Raw genomic sequence first — 20,042 nt, 5'->3', positions numbered from 1 at the left:
TTGCCCACCCCGCTCGACCACGAGTTCGTCCGCGCGGTGGCCCGTGCCGCCGACCGGTCGGCCGCCCCGCTCGCGGCCCGCCCCGACGAGGAACCCGCCGGTGTGCCGCACCGTGGTCTGGCGCGGAGGGTGAAGACCCTGGTCGCGGCGTACCGTTCCCCGGACTCGGCACTGCACGGCAGCGAACGGGCCGTCGCCGCCGCGACGACCCACCTCCGCGCGCTGCGGGCCACGCAGACCACCACCGGCCTGTTCGCCGGCGGCGACAACGTGCAGTCACCGCCGGACTCCGCGTTCACCGTCAACGACGTGTGCGACGCGCACGTCCTCGCCGCCGACGCGGGGCCGGAACTGCGCGACGTCACGGCCGCGCTCGCCGACATCGCCGACGCCGCCACCGGCAGTCTCCTGACGGGTGGGGTGCACACCCCGAACCACCGCTGGGAGCTGTGCGCGGCGCTGGCCAGGCTGCACCGGTCGTTCCCGGACGACCGGCTGCTCGACCGCGTCGAGGAGTGGCTCGCCGAGGGCGTCGACATCGACGCGGAGGGCCAGTACTCGGAACGGAGCGCCAACTACGCGGCCCATGTGTCCAACCCGTCGCTGCTGCTGCTGGCCGAGGTGCTCGGCCGCGCCGACCTGCTGTACGCCGTCGAACGCAATCTCGCCACGACCCTGGACCTGATCAGGCCGGACGGCACGGTGGAGACCGTCCACTCGCGACGGCAGGACCAGTACCACCCGTTCCCGCTGGCGCCCTACCTGCCGCACTACCGGCTGCTCGCGATCCGTACCGGCCGGGGCGACTTCGCCCGGGTGGCGCGGCTGGCGGCCGCCGGTGGCATCGACGACCCCGACCTGCTCGCCGAGACCCTCCTCACCCCGGACCTGTGCCGCGCCCTGCCGGCCCCGACCGCGCAGACCCTTCCGCGCGACCGGTACCTTCCCACCGCGCGCCTCGCCTCCCGCGCCTCGGCCACCGCGCACACGGTGGTGTACGGCGGCTCCGACGTGCCCGGACACCGGCGTATCCGCTCGGGCCTCGCCTGCAACCCCACCTTCCTGCGCCTGTTCGCCGGCGACGCCGTCCTCGACGCGGTCCGTCTCTCGCGGGGCTTCTTCGACCTGGGCCCGTTCCGCGCAGCCGACATGGAACAGCCCGCCGACAACCGCTACCGGCTCACCGAAACCCTCACGGCCGCCTACTACCAGCCGCTCCCGAAGGACCGGAGGCGGGACGACGGCGCCTACCGGTTGGGGGACGAGGGACGCTTCTCGGCCGCGATGGCCTTCCCCGACCGGCCTCGGGACGAGGTCTCCCACATGACGCGCGTCGAGGTGGACCTGCGGGAAGACGGTGCCGACCTGCGGATCGACCTCAGCGGACCCCGGGTGCCCTGGGCCCTCGAACTGACCCTCCGGCCGGGCGGCGTGGTCGAGGGCGCCGTACCCATCGGCGACGGACGCTGGTGCCTGACGACCGGGCCGATGACCTACCGGGTCGGTGACGACGAGATCCGGGTCGAGGCCGACGTCGAGGCGGGCGAACCGCTCGCCGGGCCGGACCGGAGCGACGTACTGCGCTACGACCCGGGCCAGGACCACACCGTGGTGGGCGGCACCGACGCGACGACCGGGAACCGTGTCTACATCGGCGGAGCCGGCCCGCACACACTGACCGTCGCCCTGCGCGCCCGCCGGTCCGCACCCCTCGTGTGACCCCGCCGAACCACTCCATGGCCACCCCCGGCATGAAGGACTGATCCCCGTGCACCCGACGTCCCCTCCCGTGCACCTCCCGCACCAGCGAGGACCCCTGCACGACCTGCCGGCCACCCCCGAGGCGTACGACGAGGTCCTCGCCTCGGTCACCGAGGTTGCCCTCGCCCGGCTCACGCCCGAGGGCAACCTCGAACACCCCGACTGCGTCGACGACATCGGCGACACCTCCCTCGGCATCACGTCGCTGCTGGCCCTCGCCTGGCAGCGCACGAAAGACCCACGCCTGCCGGAGGCGGTCGGCCGCAGCACGGACTTCCACCTCCGGGAGCGCGTCTACACGGACGACAACCCCGGCTACCCCAACCTGCGGGTGCGCGGCTCCGGCTTCCCGTACGCCCGTTACACCCTGGCTCCCGGCGCCCATCCCATCGGCGACTGGCCGAGCACGGTCTGGGCGCTGCTCCAGGCCGTCAACCTGCTCGACCTCGCCGACGGCCTCCTCACCGACGAACAGACCGCCGCCCTGCGGGAGATGAGCCGCGGCTACTGGCGCTGGCTCACCGAGGCGACCTTCTTCAACCCGCAGGAGGCCGGCAACCAGGCCATCGGCTGCGTCGTCGGCGGCCTGATGCTGGCCCGCCACCTGCCGCCCGAGGACGCCGAGCGGATCCGCGCACAGGCGATCGCCCTGTACGTCGACGAGATCCGCGCCCACCGGGTACGGGATCGGGGCGCCCTCCTGCCGCCCGAGCACGGCGGCGCCTACGACAACAACTACGGCCCGATCTCCCTGTCCTTCCTCGCCCAGGCCCACCGGGTGAGCGGCGAGCGGATCTTCGCCGAGGACGGGGAGGCGCTCGCCCGCTACATCGACGCACGCCTCACCGTCGGCGGCTTCGACAACGGCGGCCCCCGCTACAGCGAACAGCACTCCGGCTTCGAGTCCGTGCTCGGCCTGCGCTACTTCGGCCACCGCATCGGCGCCGACCTGGGCCGCTACCGGGGCGACACGCGCTGGGGCCGGCACGCGGTCAAGCCGGACGGCGGCGTCGACGGCCACTTCGCGTGGATGCTGGTCTGGCAGATCCAGGACACCACGCCCTGGCACCGCGCCCCGTCCACGCGGCCGGTCCGGCACCAGCTGCGCGCCGGCCGGGTCTCGGTCGCCTTCGACTCCAGGATGACCCCCTCCCTCATCGAGGCCGACGGGACCTACCTCCTCCCCGCCGCCGTCAACCGCCAGCACGGCTTCGGGCCGGTCGTCGACGGCTTCCTGCTCTGCCGCCCCATGGGCGAGACCCGGGTCCGGGACGTCCGGGCCGACGGCCTCACGGCCAAGCTCGTCACCAAGCCCGTCGTCACCCGCGACCACGTCCTGCGGCACGTCCAGTCCCTGTACGTCACCGACGGCACCCGACTGTGGACCACGGTCGCCGTCGAACGCCTGCCCGGCGCGCCGTACCTCCTCGCGGGACTGCCGTACGTGGCGGACGACGCCGAGGGCCTGCGCCGGATCGCGGACGCCGACGTGACCTCCGCCGGCGACCTGTGGCTGACGCACCCGGCCGCCGCGGGCCCGGAGTTCTTCGACGCCCGCGCCGACACCACCCAGCAACTCGCCGCCTTCGCCCTCGCCGCCGACCCCCGCGGCTACGGAAACCCCGACGAGGGCTGGTCCCACCTGGTCGCCTCCACGGCCATCGAGGCCACCCCCGCGCCGGGCGCCCCGGACGACCTCGACGTCTTCGCCGTCCGCTACGGCGGCTCCGGCGAGCTCTTCGAGCCCACGTTCGACCGGGTGGCGGAGGGGCTGAGGGTCCGCACGGAGGCGTTCACGGCCGTGATCGGCGACCCGGCGGGCGACGACCGGGGCGAACCGACCCTGACCCTCCGCCCCTGACCGCCCCCACCCCCGCGCCTGACCGCAGGCCGCACAAACCGGCAGCCCGACGTTCCTGACGACGTCGGGCTGCCTCACCCCCGTTCCTCCCACGCGCCGGCCTCCACCGCGGGCATCGCCGACTCCGGCACCACCAGGTCCGCACGCACCCTGGTCGCCGCCACCAGCTCCGCGTTGCGCTCGTCCGTGCGGAGAACCCAGGCGACCGCCTCGTCATGCCCCTTGCCGAACTCCTCGTGGCGGGCGACCAGACGACGGACGCGCTCGGCCTCGTCGAGATCGCAGAACCACACCTCGTCCAGACGGGAACGGACACGCGACCAGGGTTCGCCCGCCACCAGCAGATAGTTCCCCTCCGTGATCACCAGGCGCGCGGACGGCGGGACCGGGATCGCCCCCGCGATCGGCTGCTCCAGGGTCCGCTCGAAGCCCGGCGCGTACACGACGTCGTCCTCGTCGTTCCGCAACCGCTCCAACAGAGCCGCGTAGCCCACCACGTCGAACGTGTCCGGCGCGCCCTTGCGGTCCCGGCGGCCCAGGCGGTCGAGCTCCACGTCGGCCAGATGGAAACCGTCCATGGGGACATGCGCGACCCAGGGCTCGCCTCCCGCGTTGAGTTCCCGGGTCAGCCGCTCGGCCAGGGTGGTCTTCCCCGCGCCGGGGCCGCCCGCGACACCGAGGAGGGCACGGCGGTCGGGGCGGGCCAGAGCGGCCGCGCGGCGCAACAGGTCGTCGAAGGTCACAGACATGAGCAAGACGGTAGACCCGGTCGGCGTACTCGGGCCCGGACCGGGCAGACGACCCCTGCTGTCGTTCCAGGCGAGGAAAGCGGAAGGTGCTCATGCGTGCAGGACCCTGGTCGGAGCCTCACGGGGACGACGAGGAGGTGCGGGAGGAACTGCTGCGGCTGCGCGCGGAGGTACGGCAGCTGCGCACCCGGACGGAGGGCCGGCTCCTGGTCGCCCAGGCCCAGGGCATGCTGCGGGAACGCTACGCCCTGCCGGACGCCGAGACCGCGTTCGCGCTGCTCCAGCGTGCTTCCCAGCAGTACAACGTCAAGCTGCGCACCCTCGTGGAGGCGGCCGTGACCGCGCCGCGTCCGAGTGACCGCGGCGGGCTCTGGTTTCCCGGCCGGGCCCGGCACGCCGAGCCGGCCCTGAGCTTCACGGAGGCACGCGACCGTGGCGTCCGACGCGGCAACCGGAGCGAGGTCCTGGCCGCCGTCCTCAGCCAGACCCTCGCCGTCGTCGGCACCGACATGGGCAACGTCCAGATCGCGGACCGCACCGAGGGCGGACTGCGCATCGAACGGCACACCGGACTCACACGCGACTTCGTCGACTTCTTCGCGTACGTCGGGGACGACGGCACCTCCTGCGCCAAGGCCGCACGGGACGTCGCCCAGGTGACCGTCCAGGACGTGGCGACGGACGCGGTGTTCACCGAGGACGCCCGCTCCGCGATTCTGCACGCGGGCAGCCGCGCCTGCCACAGCGTGCCGCTCATCAGCGCCTCCGGGCTGTGCGTGGGCATGGTCTCCGCCCATTTCGAGCGACCGCTGAAGGGGTTGACGCGTGCTCAGCTCAAGGCGCTGGCCGTCGCCGCCGCGGAGACGGGCGAGTGGCTGGCCTGGTACGACCGGACCGTCGTCCTGGATGCCCTCGAACACCTCCACGCTCTCGGCCGCGCCCACGCGGGCGACAGCGTCAGCCGACGGTGAGAGCGGTTCTCACCCGTGAGCGGACGGTCGCCTACGGCTGGTCCGGCACCTGTTCACTGCCCGCGGTCGGCGACCAGGTGGACGCCGCCCTCTCCGCCGCCACGTACGGCGGCCGGCCCGGCCTCGTCGACGAACAGCGGTCCTGCCTCGACGACTTCTGGGCCCGCGCCGACGTCGAGGTCGACGGCGACGCGGAGATCCAGCAGGCCGTACGGTTCGCGCTGTTCCACGTCCTCCAGGCGACCACCTGACCGAGTCGGCGCTGATGGATCTGGCCGGTCTGGAGCACAACACCCGCGACGGCCCCTCGCCTTCCAGGTGGGGATGCTCGACACGTGTCTGCGCGTCGAGACCGAACCCCGCCACGCAACCTACGTACTGCTCTCCGGCGACTCCCTGACGATCCGCCACCACGGCGAGCCGGTCACCCTCCACGGGGACAAACCCCGGCGACTGGACATACGGGCACCGCAACCACCCGGCCCGGCGCCGGACCGGCCGCCGCACCGGCGACCGGGCCGCCACCGGGGCCGGCCGGGCCGAGTCAGCCGCAGAACGTGGACTCCAGCGTGCGGTTCACCGTCGCGTACACGGTGGAGTTGTTGGACGTGTTGGCGAACGAGGTCACACTGCGCTTGCCGTTCTTCGAGGTGAACGCCCAGGTGTAGTAGCCCTGCACCGTCCCCGTGTGCCCGTACACCGAGACCCCGCAGGACAGGTCACGCCGGCGCAGCCCCAGCCCGTACGCCTGGGTGCTGTTCACCGGGGTCCACTTCAACATCTCCTTCAGCCCCGCCGCCGAGGTGAGCTTGCCCTGCACCAGCGCGGACATGAACTTGTTCAGGTCCTTGGCGCCCGACACCAGGCCGCCCGCGCTCTGCGCCCACGACGTCGTCTGCTGTGTCGAGTCGATCTTCTTCCCGGTGGAGTCGGCGGTCATGTAACCGCGCGAGTGCGTGCCGGGGATCGTGTTCTTCGGGTGGACGTAGAACGTGTCCGCCAGCTTCAGCGGCTTGATGACGCGGTCCTGGTACGCGGTCGCCACCGGCTTCTTGGTGATCTTCTCGATGAGCATGCCCGCGACCACGAAGTTGGCGTTCGAGTAGGCGTAGGACGCGCCCGGCTTGTTGGTGAGCGGCTTGGCGAGCGACAGGTCCATCAGCTGACGGTAGGTGAACACCTTGTTCCGCACCTTCTCGAACCCCGCCACGCTGGGGGAGAAGAGGGTGTTGGCGTAGTCGTACAGCCCGCTGCGGTGGCTGAGCACATGGCGCACGGTGATCTTCTTGTCGGGCAGCAGCCCCGGCAGGTACGTGTTGACGGAGGTGTCGAGCTTGATCTTGCCCTCGTCGACCAGTTGGAGAAGGACCACCGCCGTGAACGTCTTGGTGACGCTGCCGACCCGGATGCGGTCGCCGGTGCCGAGGGCCCGCTTGGTGGACCGGTCCGCGACGCCCTCCGCCAGGTGGTGCACCTTGCCGTTGTCGTCGATCCTCGCGAACGCGCCCGGCGCCCCCTGCGACAGTGCCGTGCGCAGCGTCTTTCGCAGCTCGGTCGTATCGGGCCCGGCCGCCGGGGCCGCATGGGCGGGGACCGTCAGCAACGACAGCACGACCGCGCCCAGCGCCGCCACGCCACCCGTGCCCACCGTTCTCGAAACCATCTGATCCGTCTCCTGTCACCCGCCGTCATCGACAGGGTGCATTGGAGTCGAGTGGTAACGGAGAGTCAAGTAGCGAGGTGCGGGGGTGAGTTGCCCGACTCGAAAGAGGGAGAGTCGGGGAGATCGGTTTCATCCGCCGAAGAGCTGGGTCCAGTAGGTGCCGGCCGCGCCGCCCCCGGCGAAGCCGATACCTATATGGGTGAAGCCGGGTTTGAGGATGTTGGCCCGGTGGCCGGGGCTGTTCATCCAGCCGCGCACCACCTCCGCGGCGGAGCGCTGGCCGCACGCGATGTTCTCCCCGATGGAACGGCGGGTGGAACCGGCCGCCGCCGCGCGGTGCCAGGGTTCGCGGCCGTCGGGGGAGGTGTGGGAGTAGAAGGCCCGGGCCACCATGTCGGCGCTGTGCGCCTGGGCGGCGTCGGTGAGATGAGGGTCGGGGGAGAGCGGCGGGAGGCCGGCCCCGGCTCGCTCGGCGTTGGTGAGGGCGATGACTTCGGTGGCGGTCCGGTGGAGGCCGGCCGGGGAGAAGGGCTGGGCCCAGAGTGCCGTCCAGTAGACGGTTCCCGAGCGCGGGTCGGTGGCGTGAGCGAGGCCCGCCTCGGTGCAGGCGGGTGCGCAGAGGGTCTGCCTGGCCCGCCGGTCGGAGAGGCAGTGGTCCATGAACTCGGCGGGGGTGCGGGGACCGGAGACCAGGTGTTCACCGATGGCGAGGTAGGCGTAGCCGGTGGAGGTGACGCGTTGGTGCACGGAGACGCCGTCCCCGCCTTCCGCGGCGAGTCGTCCCTGCGCGGCCATCGCGTGGGCGTGGGCCTGGGCCGCGGTGGTGAGCCGAGGGCTCAGGGCGACCGGAGGGGAACCCGCGCCGGCCCTGGTGGAGTTGACCACGGCGAGGAAGTCGTCCGGGACGGCGGCGGGTGGGATGGTGGTGCGCACGGCACCGGCCGACGGGGGTTTGTCGCGCCCGCGCGGCGGAGCGGCGTGTGTCACCGCTCCGCGCCCCTGAAGCGGCGCTCGTGCGGGCGTCTCCTCCTCCTGCACGTCCACGCCGAAGTCCCGCGCCACCCCCGCCAAGCCGTCCGCGTACCCCTGTCCCAGGGCCCGCACCTTCCAGCCCTGCCCCTTGCGGTACAGCTCCGCCAACAGCAGTACGGACTCGCGGGTGGGCCTCGGCGGGGTGAAGCGGGCGATCGGGCGGCCGTCGGCCGTTGTGACGAGCAGGGTCGGGGCGGGCAGGTGGCCCAACGGTGTGTCGGGGTCCGCCGGGCTGATCGCAAGGGTGAGACGGGTGGCGCCGGCGCGCAGGCCCGCTGGGTCCACCGTCAGCGTGTCGCCGGTCAGACGGGCGCCCGGGGCCGTCGGCTGGTTGTAGAAGACGAAGTCCGCGTCGCCGCGGACCCTGCCGCTGTCGTCGGTGATGAGGGCGGAGACGTCGAAGGGGCCCGGCACCCTGATCGTCAGGGTGCCGCTCGGCAGCGGGGCGTTGCCCCCGGGTACCAGTTCGTTCATCGGCGCCGTCCGTCGCAGTGACCGTCAGCCCGACAACGTCTCATCCCCGCAGGGCGGTTCCCGTGCCCTCCTGCCGCTCCATGGCGGCCAAGGTGTCCTGGCGGCCGGAGCGCATGGACCTGATCGCCAGCAGGAGGACCCCGATGTCGTCCAGGTAGACCGGGTCAGGCACCAGGTCGGTCGGCAGGACGAGATAGAGGACGGCACCCCAGAAGACCCACTTCGGGCCGGTGGGCAGTCCGGCCCGGCGTAGCTCGCGCCGGGTGCGGACGAGCCGGAGGAGCAGCCAGACGGCCGCTCCGAGAAGCGTGGCCGCGACCACCGCGACCGCGACGATCACCCACGTCCAGGAATCCATCGGTCCCGCCCCTTCGTCGGCCGGCCGGGCGGTCCGCCCGGCCGGTGCCTGTCCATCGTCTTCCCCTCGGCGGCGCCGTGTACCGCGGCGCGCGGGGGCGGGGACGGGTCAGTGTGCGGCGCGGGCCAGATTGTGGTCGACGAGCGCCTGACTGACGGCCCGGATGGAGCGGGCCATGTGGTTCAGCTGCATGACCTCGGCGGCGTACATCTTGATGGTGTGCTCGATGACCGACTCGGACATCCCGAGGCTGGGCAGCTCGGAGCGGGCGGTCTGCAGGGCGGTGCGGGCGACCCGGATCTCGTGCTGGACCTGGATCTGCGCGTGGCGGGCGAGCAGCACGGGGTGGCGCATCATCGCCGGGTAGGAGCCGTAACGGGCCGGCACCAGCTCGCGCAGCCACTTGGCCGCGGACCTCTCCCAGTCGTAACTGCCGGGTGTCTTGACCTGACACGGCCAGTCCGTGCGGAGGGGCGAGGAGGTGAGGGCCATGTTCAACGCTCCGGTCTTGCATCGACGCCATTGGGTGCAGCGGGTGGTGGAGTCTGGGCGGCCCCGGCATAGGGGATGGCCGGGGCCGCCTCACCCGGGGCGCCGTGGCGGGTAGGAGCGGACGGACCCGGGTGGACGACGTGACCCGGATTCCCCCGGGCCACGATCCGGGAGCAGTATTTATATATACCCATGAGTTTGCAAGGGCATGAAAAAATTCATGCCGGGAAAGATGTGAATAATCCCGTGCTGTCCCGATCAGATGGGGGCGAACGGGATCAGTCCCGCAAGAAGAACTGGTGCTGCTCCGAGACCTGCTCGTACGCCTCCAGGCGGGCCTGGGTGCGCTCGGGGTCGGCGTCGGTCATGGCCTGGAGCAGGGCGGAGGACATCATCACGGGCGCCGCGTAGGAGTCGAAGACCAGGCGTGAGCCGGTGCCGGTGGCGAAGACGGCGTCCGCCTCGTCCGCGAGCGGCCCGAGTGCCAGATCGGTCACGAGGGCCACCTTGAGCCCGGCACCGTGGGCGACCCGCAGCGCGGTCAGGGTCTCCTGCGCGTGCCGGGGCATGGAGAACGCCAGAACCCAGGTGCCGCCCGCCTCACGGGACTGCAGCAGCGCGTCGTAGGCGACCGTGCCGCCCTTCGTCACCAGCCGGACGTCGGGGTGGATACGGCGGGCGGCGTACGCGAAGTACTCGGCGAGCGCGCCGGAGATCCTGAGGCCGAGGACGGTCAGCGGGGCCGAGCGGGACAGGGCGCGTCCGATCTCGATCACCTGGTCGGGGTCGGCGAAGTCCCGCCGCAGGTTCTCCAGGTTCTCGATCTCCGCGTCCACCGCGGCCTGCAGCTCGTTGCTGCGGTCCGCCGCGGAGATGCCCGGGGCGCTGCCGAGGGTGGCCAGCGCGATGGCCTGGAGCCGCTCCCGCAGCGCGGGGTAGCCGCTGAAGCCGACGGCCGCCGCGAACCGGGTCACCGAGGGCTGGCTCACGCCGACCCGTTCCGCGAGGTCCGTGATCGACAGGAACGCGGCCTCGGTGATGTGCTCGATCAGATACTGGGCGATCCGCCGCTGCCCCGGGGAGAGCCGGGGGCCGTCGAACAGTTCCCTGAGCCGGGACGTGGGCGACTGCTCGGTCTCCGGGGCGGTCCGCCCCGACGTGATCGCTGATGCCTGCGCACGTGCCTGCTGCGGCGATGGCACCCGCGCGCCTCCTTCGTCTCCCACGAGCACTCAACATAGCCCACGGCCCGCGCGGGCCCGGGCGGATCCCGCGACCTGCGAGAACCCTGTTTCGGGCACACCATGGGGGTACCCGGGGTACCCGCACCCTGTCGTTCATCCGAGGGAGAAGGCTCGTGACCCTGCCCAGTCTGCCCGTGTCCCAGGTGGAGGTCGTGCTCTGCGACTGCTCCGCCCAGGACGCCGAACGTGTCTTCGCCTGCCTGCGTGCCCACTTCGAGTCGGACCGGCGCCCCGACGACCCGCCGCACGAGACCGGCACCGACCGGCCCACGATGTGGACCGGCATGTACGACACCGCCGCCGCCGTCTCCACCGGCGCGGGCCGGCACCCCGAGCCGCCGACCGCGCCCGTGACGGTCGAGGTCCAGGGCAGTCCGCCGGCCGTACGGCTGCTGCGATCCGCCCTGGAGGAGGAGTACGCCGTGCGTCAGGTCGGCGTGGAAGCCGGTGACCAGGAGGTCCAGCTCCAGTTGCGGGTCGAGGGACGGGAGGGGCGCGGCTGATGACGACTCTGGGGGTGGGCGCCGGGCGCGCGGCACGGGGTTCGGTGACCGAGGGCGCGGCCCGCGCCGGACTGACCGCGCGGGGCGTCATCTATCTGCTGGTCGGGGCGCTGGCCCTGCAGATCGCCTTCGGCGGGAGCTCGGAGCAGGCCGACCGGCAGGGCGCCCTGGAGGAGATCTCCGAGAAGCCGCTGGGTTCCGTGATGCTGTGGGCCCTGGGCATCGGCCTGGTGGGCATGGCGCTGTGGCGGCTGTCGGAGGCCGTGTTCGGGGCGGCGGGCCCCGACGGCCGCAAGTGGACCAAGCGGCTCGCGTCCGCCGCGCGCTTCGTCTTCTACGCCTTCGTCGCCTACTCGGTGCTGAACTTCGCGGCGGGCGGGAGCAGCGGGGGAGGCGGCGGTGGTTCCAGCGACGAGCAGTCCCGGGACGTGACGGCCCGCGCGCTCGAACTCCCCGGCGGCCAGTGGCTCGTGGGCGCGGCGGGCGTCGGTGTGATCGCCGCGGGCGGATGGATCGGCGTACGGGCCGCGATGCGCTCGTACCACAAGCACCTCAGGCTCGGCGAGATGTCACGGCGGACCCGCCGCCTCGTCGACATCACCGGGGTGGGCGGCGGCGTCGCCCGGGGCCTGCTGTTCGCCGCGGTCGGTGTCTTCGCCGTCCGCGCCGCGATCGCGTACGAACCCGACAAGGCCAAGGGCCTCGACGACACCCTCCGCTCCTTCGCCGACACCCCCGCGGGCCCGGTGCTCCTGGCCTGTGTCGCGGTCGGGCTGGTGCTGTTCGGGCTGTTCTCGTTCGCCATGGCGCGCTGGCGCAAGGTGTGAGGCACGCCAGGGGGCCGAGCCGGCCGGAGAGCGGGACACGGTGCCTCCGGCCGGCCGCCGTATGTGCTTAGGGGAACAGTCGATCGAGGAAGGCGTTCCCGTAGACCCGGTGCGGGTCGAGGCGGTCCAGGACCTCTCTCGCGCCGGCCCAGCCCGGCCCCGCGCCGTCGTCGAAGGACTTCGGTACGGCGGTGCCGAGCACCTCCTCGTCGCTCCAGGCCGCCTCGTCCGTGTAGCCCCAGCCCTTGGACCACTCGACCCGGGTGAGGGCGTGGCCGCCGTCGTAGGTGGCGAGCAGGAAACGCTCCAGCTCCCGGAAGAACGCCTCGGCGTCCGGCGTCCCCGGCAGCGTCAGCACGTCCAGCCACACGGCGGTGTCCCACTCGGGCCGGTCGGCGCGGGGCCGCAGTGCCGACAGCAGGGGGGCACGCGCCCCGGCCACCCCGACGTCCGCCGGGTCGTCGAGGCCGGTCACCCGGATCTCCACCGACCCGTTGACGGGGAACCGCCCCCGGGCCGCGTACGCGGCGAGCCGCTCCCGGTAGAACGTCGCGAACTCGGAGACCACACGCTGCACCTGGTCCCGTGAGGTGAGCACCGCGTACCCGTTGGCCGTGACCCGCAGTGTCGTCGGCTTCAGATAGAGCAGCGTGTTCTTGGACGGGCCCCAGATGTCCGCCGAGAACGTGGTCGTCAGCCCCAGCGAGGCCGTGGTCAGCTGGGCCTTGCCCAGCACCGGCGCGAGATACCAGGCGCCGTCGGACACCATCCGCCCGACGAGGTCGGCGACGACGGTCGGCACGTTGTCCGAGAAGGGGTAGTTGTAGGGCGAGGTCACGTGCCGTGAGGTGAGCGGGCGGGTCGGCTCGACGCTCCACACCTTGAACCAGGGGAACTCGGTGAACGCGAACCAGATCGCCTCCAGGCGCCCCGCCTCGTCCAGGAAGCTCGCGAAGGTACGCCCGCCGGTGCCGGGTGCGGCGAACAGCTCCCCGGCGGGGATGTCGGTCCGGCTCAGGCATCGCAGGCTGGCGTTGGGCCCGACGCGCAGCACGACCTCGGTGACCAGCGCCCGGCCGACATGGGTGAGCAGCGCGGCCCCGTCCGCGTCGTCGCGCCCGTACGTCCGCAGGACGTACGCGTCGCTGTCGGCGTCCCACACCACCGCCGTCAGCGACAGGACGAGATTGCTGAGCGAGCCGTACGTGTGACCGGGCGGCCGGGTCTCCCCGACCGCGGGCACCGCCGTGCCGTGCGCGTCGACGGCGAGGGCGCCGCCGATCGAGAGGTCACCGGGCGCGGGGCAGGCGGTCACTCCGAGACCGTGGCCCTCCAGGAAGGTCAGCAGTCCTTCCAGTGAGGCGCCGGAGCCCACCCGGACGGCCGCCGGGTCGGTGGACTCCAGCGTCATGGCGGTGAGGTGCGTGGTCGTGTCGACGAGCAGCACCGGGGCGTCGGCGGCGGTGCCGGGGGTGATCGTCAGGGGCGACCAGCCGTGGGAGAGGCCGCGCGCACGGACCGTCCAGCCCTGCCGCCGGGCCCAGTTGACGACCGCCACCACCTGCTCCGGGTCGGCCGGCGCGCACGCCCACAGGCCGGACGCGGTGATCTCCCCGTCCCAGTTGCGGTACACCGACCTGTACAGCTCGACGTCGGAGGGGAAGCCGGGCAGTTCGGCCGCGGCGGCGGCCGGGTCCTGGCGGACGAGCTGCGGGGTGAGGGCGAGCGCGGCGGTGCCGAGGAGGAACCCCCGGCGGGACGTTGCTGAGGAGTCGGTCACGGTGATCACGCTAGGCCGGAAATGACACACGTGACCGATTCGCCAACCGGATTCACTCGTGTGAGTGAAGGTGCGAGGGGGTGTGCTTGTTCGGCGGAGTCACGGCACCATCCAGGGAAGGGGACATCGACCGACCGGGAGGACCTGTGACCGAGGTGCACGGCAACCAGGACCGAGGCCGCGACGAGACCGAGGACGAGCGTGCGGACCGCCGCTGGAGCGAACTCATCCAGGAGGTGCGGGTCGCCCAGACCGGTGTGCAGATCCTGTTCGGCTTCCTGCTCACCGTCGTCTTCACCCCGCGCTACGAGGGTCTGCCGCAGACCGAGAAGACCATCTACATCGTCACCGTCGTCCTCGGCGCCGCCGCCACCGGCGCGCTGATCGGCCCCGTCTCCTTCCACCGGATCGTCGCCGGCCGCCGCATCAAGCCGGCCGCCGTGGAGTGGGCGAGCAGACTGACCGTCGTCGGTCTGATCCTGCTCCTCGCCACGATGACGGCGGCCCTGCTGCTGATCCTGCGCGTGGCCACCCACGACGGGTACGTGCCGTGGCTCGTCGGCTGTGTGGTCCTGTGGTACCTGCTGTGCTGGTTCGCGCTCCCGGCCTGGATCCGCCGCCGCCACGCCGGCGACGTACCCCCGGCGCGCCGGCACACCGGCCGGTGACACCCGGCGCCCGCACGCCGACGGGTGAGGCCGGGCGCCGTCACACCCGTGGGTGACGTCCCCGGTGGCGTGAATGGCGGTGTTGCCCGTGGGCCGTGCGGTGCGCGAGCGTGCCGTGTCATGGACCGTGACCAGAGTCGCCCCACCCCACCCCTGACCCGCCGCCGACTCCTCGCCGCCACCGGTGCCACGGGTGCCGCCGCGGTCCTCGGTACGGTCGGCCCGGCCGCATCCGCCGCCGCCCGGCCCCGTACCGCCGGCGCCGGCCTCTCCCTCACCTTCACCCGAGCCACCAACGGCTCGGCGACCCTCGCACCCGCCGGCGACACACTGATCGCCGAGATCCAGAGCGGCCTGTGGTCGCTTCCGCGCGGTGGCGGCAGGGCGGCCCCCCTCACCCCGGCCGGCCTCGAACCCAACCGGCCCGTGTACTCCCCGGCCGGCGACCTCGTCGCCTTCTGCGCCTACCAGGGCGGCGGCTTCCACCTGTGGACCATGCGTCCCGACGGCTCCGACCTGAGGCAGCGCACCGACGGCCCCTGGGACGACCGGGCACCGGCCTGGTCGCCCGACGGCACCCGGCTCGCCTTCGGCTCCGAACGCGGCGGCGACCCCGACGCCCCCTCCGGCGGAAGCCCGTACCGCGTCCACGTCCTGCACCTCGGCACCGGCGCCATCACCCCCGTCACCGGCCTGCCCGAACAGGACGGCCCCCTCCAGGACGGGCCGTGGGAGGACTTCGACCCCACCTGGTCACCGGACGGCACCCGGCTGCTGTTCGTGCGGGGCAAGGTCGTCGTCTCCGGCAGCACCCCGACCGTCGAGGCCCGCACGGTTGCCGCCGTGGCCGCCGACGGCACCGGTGCGGTGACCGTCGAGCACACCGAGACCGCCGCCGCCCAGGTCATGACCCCCGCCCTCGCCGCCGACGGCCGTCTCGCCTACCTGCGCACCACGGCCTCCCCCAACGGCTCCTGCACCCTCGTCGTCGCCGGGCGGCCCGTCCCGGTCGACGGTGACCTCGCGCCCGTGCCACCCCGCTGGACGGCCGACGGCCGCCTGCTGCTCACGCTGGACGGCGGGTTCAGCCTCGTACGTCCGGAGGAACCCGCGCAGACGGAGGGGATTCCCTTCGAGGGCGTGCTCCCGGTGGACCGGCCGCGCTACCGGGTCAAGGAGTACGACCTCGGGGAGGAGCGGGCGCGTCCCGTCCGGGGCATCCACCTGCCCGCACTGTCGCCGGACGGCCGCCGCATCGCCTTCGCCGCCCTCAACTCCCTCTGGCTGGCCGGCACTTCGGGCGGCCGCCGGCCGAAGAGGCTGCGCCGGTCGCCGCCCACCCGCACCTTGCTCGCGCCCTCCTGGGCCCCCGACGGACGGTCGCTCGTCTACGCCGACGACCGCGACGGCCTGCTCGGCGTGTACCGACACGATCCGGCCACCGGCGAGGAGACCGCCCTCGCGACGGGCGGCCGGGTCATGCCCGCGCTCTCGCCCGACGGCGAGCGGCTCGCGTGCCTCGACATGGCCGGCCGGCTCGTCGTACGGGACCTGGCGAGCGGTGCGGAGCGCGTCCTCGTGGCACCGCTCGGCGGGGGCGGAATCCCCGGCAGGCCGAGCTGGTCGCCCGACGGCCGCCACCTCGCGCTGTGCGATCGCAACCGGCTGGGCGCCCGCTTCCGGGAGGGCTACAACCTGATCCGGATCGTCGACGCCACGACCGGCGCCGACCGGCTGCACGCGGTCGCGCCCCACACCTCCATCGCCGACCGTTACGACTCCGGGCCCGTCTGGTCACCCGACGGACGCTGGATGGCCGTGATCGTCGAGTCCGCGCTGTGCCTGCTGCCCGTCACCCCTGACGGCACCCCGCGCGGCAGGCTCCGCACCCTCACCACCGAGCCCGCCGACCACCCGACCTGGTCCGGCGACTCCGGGACCCTGCTCTACCAGTCCGGCACCCGGCTCCGCCTGATCGACGTCTCCGGCGACCACGCCCGAACCGTCCGGGTGCCGCTCGACCGCACCCGGCCCACCCCCGCCGACACCGTCGTCCACGCCGGGCGCCTGTGGGACGGCACCGGCGAGACGGTCCGCGACGACGTCGACATCGTCGTACGCGGCGGCCGCATCACCGCCGTCGAACCGCATCGCGGCAACCGCCGCGCCGCGCTCCGCCGGGTCGACGCCTCCGCGCACACCGTGATCCCCGGCCTGTGGGACAGCCACACCCACCCCTGGCAGAGCACCTACGGCAGCCGCCAGGCCACCGCACAGCTCACCTACGGTGTCACCACCGCCGTCTCCCTGGGCGGCTTCGCCCACGAACAGGCCCGCATCCGCGAGGAGGTGAACGCCGGCCGACTCGCCGGTCCCCGGCTCCTCACCACCGGCGAACTCCTCGACGGCGCCCGGGTCGCGTACAGCATGGGACGCGCACACCGTACGAAGGCCGGGCTGCGCCGCACCCTCGAACGAGCAGAGGCGCTCGACTGGGACTTCGTCAAGACCTATGTGCGAGCCCCCGGTTGGGTGATGAGCGAGTCCGCGCGCTTCGCCCACGAACGCCTCGGCGTCCGCACCGGCGGCCACCTGCTCTCCCCGGGCGCCCAGCTCGGGCAGGACCTGACGACCCATCTCCAGGCCACCCAGCGCGCGGAGTTCGGCCACGCCATCACCGCGAGCGGACGCGCCTACGAGGACGTGGTGGAGATCTACACCGGGCAGGGCGTGGGTTTCTCCCTGATCGCCACGCCCTTCACGGCCGCACCCCTCATGGGCGCCGACCCGGCACTGGCCGACGATCCCCGGGTCACGGTCGTCATGCCGCCGTGGGACGCCGCCGTCGTCCGGCAGGGCGCGGGGGTCCCGCCGACCCCCGCCCAACTCGCCGCGCTGCGCACCGAGACCGACATCTACCGGCGGATCCTCGCGGCCGGCGGCGTCGTCGCCCTCGGTACCGACCAGCCGCTCGGCCCTGTGGGTCTCTTCCTCCACCTGGCCCTGCGCGCCCTGCACGCCGGCGGCCTCACCCCGGCCGAGACCCTGCGCACCGCGACCGCCCTCCCGGCCCGCCTCTTCGGCCTCGACGACGACCTCGGCACGGTCGAGACCGGCAAGCTCGCCGACCTGACGATCGTCGACGGCGACCCCTTCACGGACTTCGCCGACCTCGTCCGCACGACGTCGGTCCTACGGGGCGGAACGCCGTGCACCACCGAGGAGTTGGTGGCCGCGTACCGGCCCACCGCCCGACGTGCGGAGGCCGCCGCGACGGAGGAGGACTGGCTGGAGGTCGGCCGGCTCATGCGCCGGGACGGCTGCTGCCACGACCACGGAGGTCAGTGATCGGTGCCCTTGCCGATGAACAGCTCCGCGAAGGTCGACGCGGCGGCGGGCGAGCCGAGCACACGGCGGAGCCTCGCGGTGGCGGCGCCTGCCCGGAACGGGTCGCCGGACGACGGCCCGTGCAGCAGCTCCGCCAGCCACTGCGAGAACTCCTGGTAGTCCCAGACCCGGCGCAGACAGGCGTCCGAATAGCCGCGCAGCCCGCTGTCGTCGCCCCTGCCCAGCCAGGCGATCAGGGCGTCCGCCAGGAGCAGGGAGTCGTGCAGGGCCAGGTTCATGCCCTTCGCGGCGATGGGTGCGACGAGGTGCGCGGCGTCACCGGCGAGGTACAGCCGGCCGTACGCCATCGGCTCGGTGACGTAGTTGTGCATGTCGAGCACCCGCTTCTCGACCAACGGGCCCTCGGTGAGCGGTCGGGCGCCGGGCGCCGCCAGGCGGGTGTGCAGCTCGGACCAGACCCGGTCGTCCGGCCAGTTCGCCGGGTCGTCGCCGGCCGGGACCTCCAGGTAGTAGCGGGTGACCTCGGGGCTGCGCGCCATGTGCCCGGCGAAGCCACGGGGATGCACACCGAGGACGACGCAGTCGGACGACGGGGGTGCCTCGGCGAGCAGCGCCAGCCACCCGACCCCGTGGTCGTGCCGGGCGACCGTGGCGTGCCCGGCCGGCAACGCGGTCCGGGTCACACCACGGGCTCCGTCGCAGCCGGCGACGAACTCGCAGACGAGGACGTGCCGCTCACCGGTCGCCGGGTCCAGGTACGACACGGACGGGCGCTCGCCGGCGACGTCGTGCAGCTCGACCTCGTGCACACCGAACCGGATGTCGCCGCCCCGGACGTCCGCGTACTCCCCGACCAGGTCCGACACCAGCAGCGGCTGGGGGTAGACGTAGTGGTGGTGACCGGTGATCTCCGTGTACGGGAACCGCTGCCGCTCACCGGCGAAACGGAACTCGAACTCCGTGTGCACCGGGGCCCGTTCCACGAGCCGGTCGGCCAGTCCGCGTCGTTGGAGCGCACGCACCGCCCACTCCTCCAGGAACCCGGCCCGGGGGCGCCGCTCGATGAACTCGCGGCTCTCGGTCTCCAGCACCACACAGTCCACGGAGGCGGCGCGCAGGATGTTGCCGACGGTGAGCCCGGCCGGTCCGGCGCCGACGATGACGACGGGGGTGCGCTCGGGCGGAGTCGTGCCCGGGAGGGAGGTGGGGGTGGTCACCCGAGCATTATGCCGGGCGACCGGATGGCCGGGTGAGCGACCTCAAGTGAGGTGCGGGAAAAGGGCGTTGGGGCCGGCGGTGCCGGGTCACCGCACCTCGAAGCGGTGCGCCCACTCCGTGATGTCGGCCGTCGTCGCGTTGCCGCCGCAGACCACGAGGCCCAACCGGGCGCCGTCGCCCACGCGTGCCAGGACCTGCCGGGCGGCGGGCAGCAGACAGCCGGCGGCCGGTTCCGTCCACACCTTGCCGTGTTCGGCGAAGTCGAGGACGCCTCGCACCGCCTCGGCGTCGGAGACCACGAGGACGTCCTCGACGAGGGCGGCCACATGGTCGTAGGTGAGCCGGGAGACGGAGGGCGCGCTGAGGGTGGTGACGACGGAGGAGAGCGGGACGGTCACGGGGCCGCCGGCCGCGATCGCCTCGGTCATGGCCGTGGCGCCGACGGTCTCCACGCCCCAGACGCGGACGCCGGGCAGCAGGGCCTTGAAGGCGGCGGCGACACCGGCGGCCAGGCCGCCGCCACCGATGCTGACGAGCACGTCCGTGAGCGTGCCGGTGTCCGCCGTCGCCCCGGAGTTCTCCAGGTCCTCGGCGAACTCCAGGCCCACGGTGCCCTGACCGGCGATCACCCACGGGTCGTCGAACGGGTGGACGAGGGTGAGGCCCTCGGCCTGGAGCTGCTCGGTGAGCGCGAACGCCTCCGCCATCCCGTCGGTGAGCCGCAGCGAGGCACCGGCGGCCTCGACGAGGTCCGCGGCCCGCCGGGGCGCGGACCGGGACATCACCACGGTCGCCTTGATGTGCAGCGCGGCGGCCATGTGCGCCAGCGCGATGCCGTGGTTGCCCCCGCTGACCGCCACGACCCCGGCCGCCCGCTCGGCGTCCGTCAGCGTCAGCAGCTTCGCCGTCGCGCCGCGGGACTTGAACGAGCCGGTCCGCTGGAGTGTTTCCAGCTTCGTGGTCACCGGGGCGCCGAGGAGCGCGGACAGCCCCGGGCTCGCCACGGTCGGTGTCCGTACGACGTGGCCGGCGATCCGCTGGGCTGCGTCCTGGATCTCGCGGATCCCGATCAACACGATGTCACTCCGTTCGG

17 protein-coding genes and 1 pseudogene are annotated in these 20,042 nt (G+C 73.1%); 9 read left to right on the top strand and 9 right to left on the bottom strand.

Annotated features, from left to right (window positions below; genetic code table 11):
- Positions 1-1,719 carry a hypothetical protein gene (locus K1J60_RS02105; protein WP_220644630.1) on the top strand — a complete coding sequence of 573 codons (1,719 nt, stop codon included), beginning with the start codon at positions 1-3 and terminating at the stop codon, positions 1,717-1,719.
- Between the two features lie 70 nt (positions 1,720-1,789).
- A complete protein-coding gene (locus tag K1J60_RS02100) occupies positions 1,790-3,622 on the top strand; it encodes a hypothetical protein (protein ID WP_220651228.1) in 1,833 nt (610 codons plus the stop codon).
- A gap of 74 nt (positions 3,623-3,696) precedes the next feature.
- Here the strand turns inward: K1J60_RS02100 and K1J60_RS02095 are convergent, their stop codons facing one another.
- Complete coding sequence (locus tag K1J60_RS02095) at positions 3,697-4,371, bottom strand: nucleoside/nucleotide kinase family protein (RefSeq protein WP_220644629.1); 675 nt, start codon at positions 4,369-4,371, stop codon at positions 3,697-3,699.
- Positions 4,372-4,463: 92 nt separating this feature from the next.
- On the opposite strand from K1J60_RS02095, the gene K1J60_RS02090 reads away from it, so the two are divergent.
- From K1J60_RS02090 to K1J60_RS45535, 3 genes and pseudogenes are all read left to right on the top strand, one after another.
- On the top strand, positions 4,464-5,342 hold the full coding sequence (locus K1J60_RS02090) for an ANTAR domain-containing protein (RefSeq protein WP_220644628.1): 879 nt from the start codon (positions 4,464-4,466) through the stop codon (positions 5,340-5,342).
- A gap of 17 nt (positions 5,343-5,359) precedes the next feature.
- Positions 5,360-5,584 (top strand): annotated as a pseudogene (locus K1J60_RS45540) (hypothetical protein); the annotation flags it as partial.
- Positions 5,585-5,660: 76 nt separating this feature from the next.
- The gene (locus tag K1J60_RS45535; RefSeq protein ID WP_398683096.1) at positions 5,661-5,996 is read left to right on the top strand and encodes a glycosyl hydrolase family 65 protein; all 336 of its coding nucleotides are present in this window, start codon (positions 5,661-5,663) and stop codon (positions 5,994-5,996) included.
- Here K1J60_RS45535 and K1J60_RS02080 read toward each other — a convergent pair.
- From K1J60_RS02080 to K1J60_RS02060, 5 genes are all read right to left on the bottom strand, one after another.
- Positions 5,887-7,005, bottom strand: coding sequence for a serine hydrolase domain-containing protein (locus tag K1J60_RS02080; RefSeq protein ID WP_220644627.1), 1,119 nt, complete (start codon positions 7,003-7,005; stop codon positions 5,887-5,889). The two genes, K1J60_RS45535 and K1J60_RS02080, sit on opposite strands and share 110 nt — an antisense overlap.
- 129 nt (positions 7,006-7,134) lie before the next feature.
- Positions 7,135-8,511 (bottom strand): CAP domain-containing protein, encoded by a 1,377-nt coding sequence (locus K1J60_RS02075; protein WP_220644626.1) that lies wholly within the window; start codon positions 8,509-8,511, stop codon positions 7,135-7,137.
- A 40-nt stretch (positions 8,512-8,551) separates the two neighbouring features.
- Complete coding sequence (locus tag K1J60_RS02070; protein WP_220644625.1) at positions 8,552-8,869, bottom strand: YkvA family protein; 318 nt, start codon at positions 8,867-8,869, stop codon at positions 8,552-8,554.
- Positions 8,870-8,977: 108 nt separating this feature from the next.
- A complete protein-coding gene (locus tag K1J60_RS02065; protein WP_220644624.1) occupies positions 8,978-9,361 on the bottom strand; it encodes a hypothetical protein in 384 nt (127 codons plus the stop codon).
- Positions 9,362-9,639: 278 nt separating this feature from the next.
- Positions 9,640-10,563: a MurR/RpiR family transcriptional regulator gene (locus K1J60_RS02060; protein WP_033528651.1), complete on the bottom strand. Its 924-nt coding sequence runs from the start codon at positions 10,561-10,563 to the stop codon at positions 9,640-9,642.
- Positions 10,564-10,718: 155 nt separating this feature from the next.
- On the opposite strand from K1J60_RS02060, the gene K1J60_RS02055 reads away from it, so the two are divergent.
- Both K1J60_RS02055 and K1J60_RS02050 read left to right on the top strand, forming a co-directional pair.
- A complete protein-coding gene (locus K1J60_RS02055) occupies positions 10,719-11,108 on the top strand; it encodes a hypothetical protein (RefSeq protein ID WP_220644623.1) in 390 nt (129 codons plus the stop codon).
- Complete coding sequence (locus K1J60_RS02050) at positions 11,108-11,935, top strand: DUF1206 domain-containing protein (protein WP_220644622.1); 828 nt, start codon at positions 11,108-11,110, stop codon at positions 11,933-11,935. The genes K1J60_RS02055 and K1J60_RS02050 overlap by 1 nt, the downstream gene beginning before the upstream one ends.
- A 67-nt stretch (positions 11,936-12,002) precedes the next feature.
- Here the strand turns inward: K1J60_RS02050 and K1J60_RS02045 are convergent, their stop codons facing one another.
- Entirely contained in the window at positions 12,003-13,715 is a 1,713-nt protein-coding gene (locus K1J60_RS02045; protein WP_220644621.1) for a cholesterol oxidase substrate-binding domain-containing protein, read from the bottom strand.
- A 146-nt stretch (positions 13,716-13,861) separates the two neighbouring features.
- Between K1J60_RS02045 and K1J60_RS02040 the strand changes: the two genes are divergently transcribed.
- Positions 13,862-14,383: a DUF6328 family protein gene (locus tag K1J60_RS02040; protein WP_220644620.1), complete on the top strand. Its 522-nt coding sequence runs from the start codon at positions 13,862-13,864 to the stop codon at positions 14,381-14,383.
- Between the two features lie 120 nt (positions 14,384-14,503).
- A complete protein-coding gene (locus K1J60_RS02035) occupies positions 14,504-17,731 on the top strand; it encodes an amidohydrolase family protein (RefSeq protein WP_220644619.1) in 3,228 nt (1,075 codons plus the stop codon).
- On the opposite strand, the gene K1J60_RS02030 is transcribed toward K1J60_RS02035, so the two are convergent.
- Positions 17,725-18,948, bottom strand: coding sequence for a 4-hydroxybenzoate 3-monooxygenase (locus K1J60_RS02030; protein WP_220644618.1), 1,224 nt, complete (start codon positions 18,946-18,948; stop codon positions 17,725-17,727). The two genes, K1J60_RS02035 and K1J60_RS02030, sit on opposite strands and share 7 nt — an antisense overlap.
- Positions 18,949-19,035: 87 nt before the next feature.
- On the bottom strand, positions 19,036-20,022 hold the full coding sequence (locus K1J60_RS02025) for a pyridoxal-phosphate dependent enzyme (protein ID WP_220651227.1): 987 nt from the start codon (positions 20,020-20,022) through the stop codon (positions 19,036-19,038).
- Between the last annotated feature and the right edge of the window lie 20 nt (positions 20,023-20,042).

This window comes from Streptomyces akebiae (genome assembly GCF_019599145.1).
Lineage (GTDB): Bacteria > Actinomycetota > Actinomycetes > Streptomycetales > Streptomycetaceae > Streptomyces > Streptomyces akebiae.
The sequence above is the reverse complement of the archived record's forward strand: the minus strand, read 5'-3'. Positions and strand labels throughout refer to the sequence as shown.